Annotated in this window: 9 protein-coding genes and 1 pseudogene; 3 read left to right on the top strand and 7 right to left on the bottom strand. The window is 66.8% G+C overall.

Annotation, left to right across the window (positions count from 1 at the left end; translation table 11 throughout):
• Positions 1-218: 218 nt before the first annotated feature.
• Positions 219-1418, bottom strand: a complete 1200-nt coding sequence (locus tag V3B64_RS17125) for an MFS transporter (RefSeq protein WP_164162773.1) — start codon at positions 1416-1418, stop codon at positions 219-221.
• 72 nt (positions 1419-1490) lie between these two features.
• Between V3B64_RS17125 and V3B64_RS17130 the strand changes: the two genes are divergently transcribed.
• Entirely contained in the window at positions 1491-2324 is an 834-nt protein-coding gene (locus V3B64_RS17130; RefSeq protein ID WP_329914573.1) for a helix-turn-helix transcriptional regulator, read from the top strand.
• On the opposite strand, the gene V3B64_RS17135 is transcribed toward V3B64_RS17130, so the two are convergent.
• Positions 2321-3208: a hypothetical protein gene (locus V3B64_RS17135; RefSeq protein WP_329914574.1), complete on the bottom strand. Its 888-nt coding sequence runs from the start codon at positions 3206-3208 to the stop codon at positions 2321-2323. The two genes, V3B64_RS17130 and V3B64_RS17135, sit on opposite strands and share 4 nt — an antisense overlap.
• Before the next feature lie 279 nt (positions 3209-3487).
• On the opposite strand from V3B64_RS17135, the pseudogene V3B64_RS17140 reads away from it, so the two are divergent.
• Positions 3488-3748 (top strand): annotated as a pseudogene (locus V3B64_RS17140) (helix-turn-helix domain-containing protein); the annotation flags it as partial.
• A gap of 100 nt (positions 3749-3848) precedes the next feature.
• Here the strand turns inward: V3B64_RS17140 and dnaJ are convergent.
• The 4 genes from dnaJ to hrcA form a co-directional block, all read right to left on the bottom strand.
• Positions 3849-4973, bottom strand: coding sequence for a molecular chaperone DnaJ (dnaJ, locus tag V3B64_RS17145; protein ID WP_329914575.1), 1125 nt, complete (start codon positions 4971-4973; stop codon positions 3849-3851).
• Between the two features lie 154 nt (positions 4974-5127).
• Complete coding sequence (gene dnaK / locus V3B64_RS17150) at positions 5128-7050, bottom strand: molecular chaperone DnaK (protein ID WP_057500812.1); 1923 nt, start codon at positions 7048-7050, stop codon at positions 5128-5130.
• Positions 7051-7231: 181 nt separating this feature from the next.
• The gene (grpE, locus tag V3B64_RS17155; protein WP_032128290.1) at positions 7232-7747 is read right to left on the bottom strand and encodes a nucleotide exchange factor GrpE; all 516 of its coding nucleotides are present in this window, start codon (positions 7745-7747) and stop codon (positions 7232-7234) included.
• Between the two features lie 63 nt (positions 7748-7810).
• The gene (hrcA, locus tag V3B64_RS17160) at positions 7811-8875 is read right to left on the bottom strand and encodes a heat-inducible transcriptional repressor HrcA (RefSeq protein WP_107432375.1); all 1065 of its coding nucleotides are present in this window, start codon (positions 8873-8875) and stop codon (positions 7811-7813) included.
• A gap of 115 nt (positions 8876-8990) precedes the next feature.
• Between hrcA and recN the strand changes: the two genes are divergently transcribed.
• Positions 8991-10652, top strand: coding sequence for a DNA repair protein RecN (recN, locus tag V3B64_RS17165; RefSeq protein ID WP_032128288.1), 1662 nt, complete (start codon positions 8991-8993; stop codon positions 10650-10652).
• 188 nt (positions 10653-10840) lie between these two features.
• Here the strand turns inward: recN and V3B64_RS17170 are convergent, their stop codons facing one another.
• A complete protein-coding gene (locus V3B64_RS17170; RefSeq protein ID WP_071229472.1) occupies positions 10841-11758 on the bottom strand; it encodes a LysR family transcriptional regulator in 918 nt (305 codons plus the stop codon).
• Positions 11759-11784 lie beyond the last annotated feature (26 nt).

Here is an 11784-nt window from a genome sequence, read left to right on the forward strand (position 1 = left end):
CTGTCGACGGCGGGGTGGGTCCGGTTGCGGGGGCGTGAGCGCCATGGATGGCGCGACCGAGGCTACAGGGACGTATTTACGCCGTCCCCCTCAACCGGACCCACCCCGCCAACCCACGGAAAGCCAGCTTTTGAATTTGACGTTGCCGTTGCCGTTGCCGTTGCCGTTGCCTTGGCTTCGGCAGGTGCAGGGCTGCAAGCCCTGCAAACCCCACCCCCTCAGTGAGCAGCAGGCCGCGACGGTGGCAGCCACGCCGCCACGATGCCCAGCAGCGGCAGGAACGCGGTCAACTGGTAGACGTATTCGATGCTGGTCTTGTCCGCCAGCAGGCCCAGCACAGCCGCCCCAAGCCCGCCCATGCCGAAGGCGAAGCCGAAGAACAGGCCGGACACCATGCCGATGCGGTGCGGCATCATTTCCTGCGCGTACACCACGATCGCCGAGAACGCCGAGGACAGCACGAAGCCGATCAGCACCGCCAGCACGGTCGTCCACAGCAGATCAGCATGCGGCAGCATCAGCGCGAACGGGGCCACGCCCAGGATCGAGGTCCAGATGATCGGCTTGCGGCCGATGCGGTCACCCAGCGGGCCACCAAGGAAGCCGCCGGCGGCGGACGCCACCAGGAACGCGAACAGATGCAGCTGGGCCTGCGCCACCGGAATGCCGAAGTGGTGGATCAGGTAGAAGGTGAAGTAGCTGCCGATGCTGGCCATGTAGAAGTACTTGCTGAAGATCAGCACCAGCAGGATCGCCAGTACCTTGGCCACGGTGCGCGGCGGATGCCGCGGCGCCATCGCAGCCGTGCTGACCGGTCGTGGCGTGCCCAGATGCAACGCGTACCAGCGGCCGACATAGGTCAGCAATGCGATGCCGATCAGGGCAGCACCGGCAAACCACGATGCGGCGTGCTGGCCATACGGCACGATCACTGCGGCGGCGATCAACGGGCCAAGCGCTGTTCCGAAATTGCCACCCACCTGGAACACCGACTGCGCGAAACCATGACGACCGCCCGAGGCCAGTCGCGCGATGCGCGAGGCTTCCGGATGGAAGATGGCCGAGCCAATGCCGACCATCGCCGCAGCCATCAGCACCACCGCGTAGTTCGGTGCGAAGCCGAGCAGCAGCATGCCGCACAGGGTCGAGGCCATGCCGATCGGCAGCGAGTACGGTGCAGGGCGACGGTCGGTGGCCATGCCGATCAACGGCTGGAAGATCGAGGCGGTAAGCTGGTAGGTCAGGGTGATCAGGCCGATCTGGGTGAAGCTGAGATTGAAGCCGCCCTTGATCACCGGATAGATGGCCAGGATCAGCGACTGCATCATGTCGTTGACGACATGCGAGGTGGAGATGGCGGCCAGCACGCCGGGGGCCACCGGGCGTGAGGTCGTTGCGGGAGAAGCCAGGGTCGACATGGACACAGTCAGGTTGGGGGCGAGCCACGCATGCTACGGTGGGCTCCTCCTCCCTTCTGCCGCGTTCGGGTCATGGCATATCGCAAAAAGGACACTCCCTGCCCGGTCCGCGAGACTGCGCCGTGGAACGAGGTTCCGGTACACCGCCCGGTGACCTGCCGCGCCCGCCACTACAAACCCGGCACCCACATCGCGCCCCACCGGCATCGCCGTCACCAGCTGGTGTTCGCCATGTCCGGACTGATGGTGGTGCGTGCGGACGGCGGCCGCTGGGTCGTACCCTCGACCCGCGCGATCTGGGTGCCGGCCGGCATGGCCCATGCGGTGGACTGCATCGCTGAGGTGCATATGCGCAGCCTGTACGTGGAACCGGATTTCGCGCCGCAGCTGCCGGACGAGGCGTTCGCGGTACAGGTAGCGCCGCTGCTGCGCGAACTGCTGCTGGCCGCCAGCCTGATCGAGTCCGCGCACGTGGACGACAGCCGCGACGGCCGCGTGGTGCGCCTGCTGCTGGACGAACTGCACCGCATGGACGTGCTGCCGCTGCACCTGCCCTCGCCCACCGACCCGCGCCTGCAGCGTATCTGCCAGCACATCCAGAAGCATCCTGGCGACGACGCCACCCTGCAGGACTGGGCGCAGGCGCTGCAGGTGGACGTGAAGACCATCCAGCGCCATTTCGCCAGCGAACTGGGCATGACCTTCGGGCAGTGGCGGCAGCAGGCGCGGCTTCTGGCCGCGATGGAACGCCTGGCCGTAGGCGAGAAGGTGATCGATGTGGCGCTGGCGATGGGCTATGACAGCCCCAGTGCGTTCACCAGCATGTTCAAGCGGCAGCTGGGGCAGACGCCGGCGGCATTTTTCCGATTATCGCCTGCGGGTCCCGCAGGCAGCTCCACGCGCTAACGATCCACGGATACGGCCGGCACATGCTGATGACGAATCAACAGGAATTCCCATCTGTTGTTTAACATCAGGGGGTAATGCAGCGGTGGCAGATCATCAGGCACACGTGCCTGGGTGGGAGCTGCTTCGACGCGGCAGCCATCGGGGCGCTGGAAACCGACCAGCTCGGTGACCATCAGACGGGGACTGTCGTTTTCCGCAGTCGGGTAGCGGGGATAGTTTGGATTGGCCTTGATGCTTCGCCGCAACACCACCCGCCCAACGCTTGGCGCGTACCAGCTGATGCTGCGTTCCATTCCGTCCACCGCACCACTACCTTCCAGGCGCATGTGTTTCATGTCATCCGAGCGGGGATTGGATTTGTGCCACCGCGCATCTCTCTCGATCCGGTAGGCATTTACGTCACCCAGCGCAGTCCGTACCGTCTCGACGGCCACGACTCGGCTGCTGCTCTCCTCCACATAGTCATAGCGATAGCTGCCAAACGAAGCGCGGATTTCGCCCGGCTCCTCGAACCTGTCCTGCCACTGCGCGCCGACGGATAACGGGAAGCGCAGCAGGATCTTTTCCCCTTTGCGCAGCGGATTCACGTCTGCATAGGTCTCTCGCCATTCGTGCCGAACGGCCTCTCCATCAATCGAAAGCGCCAGCTGCTGCGGTTCCACCGTCTGCAGCTGCAACGTCAGTTCTGGACGCGATGCGCCGGTGGAGTAGGTCCAGCGTGTACCAGGCAAAGGCGTAGGGGATCCCTGCGGATCGACGATCGGCTCATCGAAGCCGCAAGCGGGTGCTGCCGAGACATGGGGTACGGTCAACACCGCCACCAGCATCGTAATGCCGATGGCGCCCCGGCACCGCAGTCTTTTCAGGATGGATGGATTCATGCTTCCATTTTAGGCGGCAGGAATCGCACAGACCAAACGCCGGGCGTGCCGTAGGCATTCTCCGCAACCGGGCATAAGAGCCAAGCGTGTCGCAGTTCCGCTGCGCAACGGCGTGCTTCGATCACCTCCCACTGGCGAGGAAGCACGATGCATGAAGGCGAGCAGTCACCATGCGGGCGGCTTCGGCAGCATTGCTGATCCTGGCAATGAGCAGTCCCGCCACACACGCCAGCGGGTCTCACTTCCGGTTCCACTCGGACGAGCAGCCGGATGGATTCCGGCGACGAAGCCACGCTGCAGGACTGGCCCGAGGCCCTGGCCGTGGACGTGAAGACCATCCAGCGCCATTTCGCCAGCGAACTGGGCATGACCTTCGGGCAGTGGCGGCAGCAGGCGCGGCTGCTGGCCGCCTTGGAGCGACTGGCGGTCGGCGACAAGGTCATCGATGTGGCGCTGGCGATGGGCTACGACAGCCCGAGCGCGTTCACCAGCATGTTCAAGCGGCAGCTGGGGCAGACGCCGGCGGCGTTTTTCCGATGATCCCTTGAACGGCATCCACGCAAGGCGTGGATCCACTGCACCACAAACGACAACGCCGGGCATGGCCCGGCGCTATCGTTCATCGCTTCCGTCGAAAAACTCAGGACGTCATCCGGTCCCAGAAACCCTTCACGCCATCCATGAAGGTGGCCGACTTCGGCGAATGCTTGCGCGCTTCCTCGCCGACGAAGGTGGCTTCGAACTGCTCCAGCAACCTGCGCTGGTCGTTGGTGAGGTTGACCGGGGTCTCCACCACCACACGGCAGTACAGGTCACCTTCGCTGCGGCTGCGCACTGAGCGCACGCCCTTGCCGCGCAGGCGGAACAGCTTGCCGGTCTGGGTCTCGGCCGGGATGCGGATTTCCGCTTCTCCGCCAAGGGTGGCCACGCGGACGGTGTCGCCCAGTGCCGCCTGCGAGATGCGGATCGGCACTTCGCAGTGCAGGTCGTCGCCATCGCGCTGGAAGATCGCATGCTCGCGCACGCGCACTTCCACGTACAGGTCACCCGGCGGCGTGCCGGCCGGACCGGCCTCGCCCTCGCCCTGCAGGCGGATGCGGTCGCCGGTATCGACGCCCGCCGGCACCTTCACCGACAGCACCTTGTCTTCCTCGACACGGCCGTTGCCGTGGCAGGTCTTGCAGGGCTTGGCGATGATCTGGCCACGGCCGCCGCAGTTGTGGCAGGCCTGCTGCATGGCGAAGATGCCGCGCTGGATGCGTACCTGGCCACGGCCATGGCACACGTTGCAGGTCTCGACCTTGCCATCCTCCGAGCCACTGCCATCGCAATCGCCGCACTCGGCCAGGGTCGGAATCTCGATCCGGCGCTCGACGCCGCGCACGGCCTCTTCCAGGTCCAGCTCCATCACGTAGCCGATGTCGGCGCCGCGACGGGCCTGGCGCGGACCACCGCCGCCACCGCCAAAGATGTTGCCGAAGATATCGCCGAAGATATCGTTCATGTCCGGGCCGCCCGGACCACCGCCGCCCATGCCGTGCTCGAACGCAGCGTGGCCGTGGCTGTCGTACATGCGACGCTTGTTGCCGTCGGACAGCACTTCGTAGGCCTCCTTGCACTCCTTGAAGGAGGCTTCGGCCGCCGCATCACCCGGGTTGCGGTCCGGGTGGAACTTCATCGCGCAGCGACGGTAGGCCTTCTTCAGCTCTTCGTCGGTGGCGGTGCGGGCAACGCCCAGCACTTCGTAGTAATCGCGCTTGCTCATATCGTGGATCTGGTTCCGGAAAGTCGGGATTCGTCAAAGCGGAAGAGCGGAACCAGGTCCGCTCTTGCGTCGGGCGCCCCGACACGCCGGTGGGCGGTCAGGACCCTGATGCGACAACGGGACGCTGATGGCCAGCGTCCCGTGTCGGTCCGGATCAGGACTTCTTGTCGTCCTTGACTTCGGTGAACTCGGCGTCGACCACGTCGTCCTGCGCCTTGCCGGCGTTACCGGCGTCGGCACCCGGGGCACCGCCCTGGTCGGCCGAAGCAGCGGCGAACAGCGACTGGCCGGCTTCTTCCAGTGCCTTCGACTTGGCTTCGATCTGCGCCTTGTCGTCACCCTTCATCGCGGTTTCCAGGTCGGCCAGGGCCGCCTCGACCTTGCCGATCACATCGCCGCCAACCTTGCTGCCGTGCTCGGTGATGGCGCTGCGGGTGCCGTGGATCAGGGCGTCGGCCTGGTTGCGGGCCTGCACCAGCTCCTGGAACTTCTTGTCTTCTTCGCGGTTGGCTTCCGCGTCGGCAACCATGCGCGCGATCTCTTCCTCGGACAGGCCCGAACCGGCCTTGATCTCGACCTTCTGTTCCTTGTTGGTCTTCTTGTCCTTGGCCGACACGTGCAGGATGCCGTTAGCGTCGATGTCGAAGGACACTTCCACCTGCGGCAGGCCACGCGGGGCCGGCTCGATGCCGGACAGATCGAACTTGGCCAGCGACTTGTTGAAGCGGGCCTGTTCGCGCTCACCCTGCAGCACGTGCACGGTCACGGCCGACTGGTTGTCCTCAGCGGTGGAGAACACCTGCGAGGCCTTGGTCGGGATGGTGGTGTTCTTCTCGATGATCTTGGTGAACACGCCACCCATGGTCTCGATGCCCAGCGACAGCGGAGTCACGTCCAGCAGCAGCACGTCCTTGACGTCGCCGCCCAGCACGCCGCCCTGGATCGCAGCACCCAGTGCCACGGCTTCGTCCGGGTTGACGTCCTTGCGCGGTTCCTTGCCGAAGAACTCGGTCACCGCCTGCTGCACCTTCGGCATGCGGGTCTGGCCACCGACCAGGATCACTTCGCTGATGTCGCTCGAACGCAGGCCGGCATCGTTCAGGGCGACGCGGCACGGCTCGATCGACTTCTTGATCAGGTCTTCCACCAGCGCTTCCAGCTTGGCGCGGGTCAGCTTGATGTTCAGGTGCTTCGGACCCGAGGCGTCAGCGGTGACGTACGGCAGGTTCACTTCGGTCTGCTGGGCGCTGGACAGCTCGATCTTGGCGCGCTCGGCGGCGTCCTTCAGGCGCTGCAGGGCCAGCGGATCCTTGCGCAGGTCGATGCCCTGGTCCTTGTTGAACTCTTCAACCAGGTACTCGATGACGCGGTTGTCGAAGTCTTCGCCGCCCAGGAAGGTGTCGCCGTTGGTGGCCAGCACTTCGAACTGCTTCTCGCCGTCGACGTTGGCGATCTCGATCACCGAGACGTCGAAGGTGCCGCCGCCCAGGTCGTACACCACGATCTTGCGATCCTTGTTGTCACCCTTGTCCAGGCCATAGGCCAGCGCAGCCGCAGTCGGCTCGTTGATGATGCGCTTGACGTCCAGGCCCGCAATGCGGCCGGCGTCCTTGGTCGCCTGGCGCTGGCTGTCGTTGAAGTAGGCCGGCACGGTGATGACCGCTTCGGTGACCTTCTCACCGAGGAAGTCCTCGGCGGTCTTCTTCATCTTTTCCAGCACCTTGGCCGAGATTTCCTGCGGGGCCATCTTCTTGCCGTCGCTGGTCGACACCCAGGCGTCGCCATTGTCATGGGCCAGGATGCCGTACGGGACGTGCGCGATGTCCTTCTGCACTTCGGCGTCGGTGAACTTGCGGCCGATCAGGCGCTTCACCGCGTAGAAGGTGTTCTTCGGGTTGGTGACGGCCTGGCGCTTGGCCGAGGCGCCGACCAGGACTTCGCCGTCCTTGGTGTAGGCGACGATCGACGGGGTGGTGCGATCGCCTTCCGAATTCTCGATGACGCGGGCCTTGCCGCCGTCCATGATCGCCACGCACGAGTTGGTGGTGCCGAGGTCGATACCAATGATCTTGCCCATGGGGAGACTCCTGAGGATGCTTGTTGGGGTCAGTCCGGCCGCTCGGCCGGTGGATGAATACGATGTGGGGGAGGCTCGTGGAACATTCAAGCCACCTCCCGAACGCTGTGTTCAGCGCCTGGAAAACCTTGCCAGGCATGGCCTGGCACGACCGGGACCGGGCATGGCCCGGCCCGGCCGATCAATCGGCGGCCACCACCACCAGCGCCGGCCGCAGCAGGCGCTCGTTGAGCAGGTAGCCCTTCTGGAACACGGTCACCACGCTGCCCGGGGCGGCGCCCGGGGTCGGCACCTGGCTGATCGCCTGGTGGTGTTCCGGGTTGAACGGCTGGCCGATCGGGTCCAGCAGGACCAGGCCGTTGTCGGCAGCGACCTTCAGCAGCTGCTTGTAGGTCAGCTCCAGGCCTTCGCGCAGCGGATGCGGGTCGTCGCCGGCGGCCTTCAGGCCAGCATCCAGGCTGTCGAATACCGGCAGCAGCTCGCCAAGCAGCTTCTCGTTGGCGAACTTGCGGGCCTGCTCGATGTCACGGGCAACACGCTTGCGCTGGTTCTCGAGGTCGGCGCGCTCACGCAGCGCATCGGCCTTGATCTGCTCGACTTCGGCGCGCAGGCGCTCCACTTCGTCGTTGACGCCGGCGGCGGCGGCCGCATCGGCGGCAGTCTGCTGGGATTCGATATCTGGATGTTCGTGGTTCATGTCTGGGTCCCTGGCGGTCAATCTCCGCCTCCACCCACCCTAGTGTGGGCGGGATGCTGCGTTTCAAGCGTCGGATGTTCCGGGAGTGCGCCCGGCCGGTGAAAAGGCCGCGCCGAGCACATCGGCAGTGGCCTGGACCAGCGGAATCATGCGGTCGTAGGCCATCCGCTTGGGGCCGATCACGCCCAGCACGCCCAGTACCTGGCCATTGGCGGTGTACGGGGCGGTGACCAGCGAGACCCCCTGCAGCGGCATCATCCCGGTCTCCTCGCCAATGAAGATGCGCACCCCCGGGGCCTGGATGGTCCGCTCCAGCAGCTGCAGGATCTCGCGCTTGCTGGAGAACAGCTCGAACAGTTCGCGCAGGCGCTCCAGGTCCGACAGGTCCTGCACCCCCATCAGCCGGGTCTGGCCGGCCACCAGCATGTCGTCGGCGGCCGGCTGCAGGGCCTGCTCGGCCAGTTCGATGCTGTGCGCCAGCAGCTGCTCCAGCTCGGAACGGGCATCGCGCAGCTCCAGCAGCAGGCGGGTGCGGATCTCGGCCATCGGCAGGCCAGCGAAATGGGCATTGAGGTAGTTGGCGACCTGCTCCAGCTGGCCCGGCGCGAACTCCTGGCGGGTCTCGATGACGCGGTTCTGCACCTCGTTGTCGGCAAACACCAGGATCGCCAGCACCCGGCGCCCGTCCAGCGCCACGAAATCGATCTGGCGGAACGCGAACTGCTCGCGCCGCGGCGCGCTGACCACGCCGACGAAGTGGCTCATCGCCGACAGCAGCTCCGAGGCGCTGCCGAGCAGGGCCTGGGTGCTGCCGCCACTGGCCAGTTCCTGGCGCAACCGCGCCAGTTCGCCCTCGCCCGGCGGCTGCATCTGCAACAGGCTGTCGACGAACACCCGGTAACCATGCGCGGTCGGGATGCGCCCGGCCGAGGTGTGCGGCGAGGCCAGCAGCCCCAGGTCTTCCAGGTCGCCGAGGATGTTGCGGATGGTGGCCGGGCTGACCTCCAGGCCAGCCACACGCGCCAGCGTCTGCGAGCCGACCGGCTCGCCGTCCTGGATGTAACGCGCGATCAGCGTGCGCAGCAGATGGCGCGCACGCGGGGCAAGCTGGTCGGGAGAACCGTGCATGGAATCAACCTGTGAGACACGGACACTAGATAATGGCGGCGCATCACCTTGGCAAGTCATTGGACCTCCCTCGCCCGCGTGCTAGCGTTGCGCGGCTGCTGATACCCCCTTACCCATGCTCAGACATCTTTCGATCAAGGATTTTGCCGTCGTCCGCGCCACCGAACTGGAGTTCGGGCCAGGCATGACCGTGGTTTCAGGCGAGACCGGCGCCGGCAAGTCGCTGATGGTCGACGCGCTGGGCTTCCTGTCCGGCCTGCGTGCCGACAGTGGCGTGGTCCGCCATGGCGCCGCCCGCGCCGAGCTTTCCGCCGAATTCGCGCTGGACCAGCTGCAGGCCGCGCGCCAGTGGCTGGCCGACAACGAGCTGGACGACGAGGAACAGTGCCAGCTGCGCCGCGTGATCCGCGCCGATGGCGGTTCGCGGGCGTGGATCAATGGCCGCCCGGTGACCCTGGCCCAGCTGGGCGACCTGGCCTCGCTGCTGGTGGAGATCCACGGCCAGCACGAACAGCAGGCCCTGCTGACGCGCCCGTCGCAGCTGGCCCTGCTGGACGCTTATGCCGGCAACGAGAACGAGCGCCGCCAGGTGCGCCGCGCCGCTGCGGCCTGGCAGGCGCTGGTCGATGAATCGCTGGCGCTGTCGCAACAGGGCGACGTCAGTGACCGGATCGGCTTCCTGGAGCACCAGCTGCGCGAACTGGACCGCGAAGATCTGGAACCGGAGTCGATCGTCGCACTCGGTGCCAGCCACCGCCGCCAGGCCCACGCCAGCGCCCTGCTGAGCGCCTGCCAGGCGGCCAGCAACCAGCTCAATGGCGACGACGGCAGTTCCGCGCTGGACCTGCTGCAGCAGGTGCGCCACGAGCTGTCGCGCCTGATCGAACACGACCCGCGCCTGGGCGAGGTGGACGGCCTGATCGAGAACGCCTCGATCCAGCTGCACGAAGCCCTGTCGCTGCTGGACCGGGTGCATGACGACCTCGACGCCGACCCGGAGCAGTTCGAGGAGAACGAGCGTCGCCTCGGCCGCCTGCACGACCTGGCCCGCAAGCACCGCGTGCCGATGGACGAGCTGGGCGCGCAGCGCGAGCGCATGCATGCCGAAGTGGAACAGCTGCGCGGCGCCGACGAACGCCTGCAGCGCCTGGCCGGCGAGATCGACAAGGCCGCCGCCGCCTGGCGCGTACAGGCCGAAGTGCTGACCGCCAGCCGCCGCAGCGCCGCTGCCGAGCTGTCGGCCACCACCACCGGCATCATCGCCGAGCTGGGCATGGGCGGTGGCCAGTTCCTGATCGAGCTGGAGCCACAGGACGCCGGCAAGCCCGATCCGCAGGGTGCCGAACGCGTGGAATTCCTGGTCGCCGCCAACGCCGGCCAACCGCCGCGCGCCCTGCGTAAGGTGGCCTCGGGCGGTGAACTGTCGCGCATTTCGCTGGCCATCGAAGTGGCCGCGCTGGACCTGGATGCGGTGCCGACCATGGTGTTCGACGAAGTCGACTCCGGCATCGGCGGCGCGGTGGCGGATATCGTCGGCCAGAAGCTGCGCGCCCTTGGCGAGAAGCGCCAGGTGCTGTGCGTAACCCACCTACCGCAGGTCGCCTCCAAGGGCCATGCCCACTACCGGGTCAGCAAGGCGCCGGTGGAAGGCATGACCCAGAGCGCAGTGGAAAAGCTGGACAGCAAGGCGCGCGAGGAAGAGCTGGCGCGCATGCTCGGCGGCGTGGAAGTGAGCAAGGAAGCGCGCGCCGCCGCCCGCAAGCTGCTGCAGGTCTGAGGCCTGTTCGCGGTTATCCACGCATGGCGTGGATCTACAACGCGCGAGGTAGTGCCGGGCGGGGGGGGGGCACACCCCCACACAGGACACGGATGAAGAGGTTGGGGGGCCGCGGGGGGCCGCGCCCCCCCCCCGACAACACACCCCGGCCCCCCCGGGGGGGGGGGGGCCCCCCCCCCCCCCCCCCACTACCCCCGTGGCCGCGCCAGATCCACCGTTTCCACCAGGAAATCGAGGAAGGCGCGCACCCGCAGCGGCAGGTAGCCACCCTGCCCCAGGAACACCGCATGGACCTCTTCCAGGTCACCGGGATTGGCCTCTTCCAGCACCGGCAGCAGGCGTCCGGCGGCGATGTCCTCCTGCACCTGGTAGGTCGCCAGCCGCGCCAGGCCCAACCCGCCCAGCACCAGCTGCCGCAGCGCGTTGCCATTGCTGGCGCGGGCATTGCCACTGGGCAGCACCATCCGCTCGCGTCCGTCCTGCAGCAGCGGCCAGCCCTGCATCGCCCGTGCATGGCCGATGTCCAGACGGTTGTGCGACATCAGCTCCTCGGCGTTGCGCGGCAAGCCGTGCCGCTGCGCATAGGCCGGCGCGGCCACGATCATCATCCGCGTCGCGCCCAGCCGTCGCGCCACCAGACTGGAACTCTTCAGCGGACCGGCCCGCACCGCCACGTCGGTGCGCTGCTCAAGCAGGTCGATCACCTCGTCGTTCAAGGTCAGATCCACCCCCACCTGCGGATTGCGCTCCAGGAATGCCGGCAGCAGCGGCAACAGGAAATGCTGGCCGAACGGCACGTTGGAATTGACCCGCAGGCGTCCGCGCGGCTCGGCATGGGCGCTGGCGCAGCGCTCGGCCTCCTCCAGGTCGGCCAGCACGCGCAGGCCGCGCTCGTAGAACGCGCAGCCTTCCGGGGTCAGCTGCAGCTGGCGGGTGGAGCGCTGCAGCAGGCGCGTACCCAGCCGTTGCTCCAGCCGGGCCACCAGCTTGCTGACTGCCGACGGCGTCATGTCCAGGGTGCGAGCGGCGGCAGAGAAGCCACCGGTCTCGATCACCCGCACGAACACTTCCAGTTCGCCGGATCGGTTGATGTCGGGTCGCGCCATGGCGATGAATCCAGTTCACAGATGAT

Origin of the sequence: Stenotrophomonas sp. SMYL86, from assembly GCF_036320025.1 — a bacterium.
In the GTDB taxonomy this organism is placed as follows: Bacteria; Pseudomonadota; Gammaproteobacteria; order Xanthomonadales; family Xanthomonadaceae; genus Stenotrophomonas; species Stenotrophomonas maltophilia_A.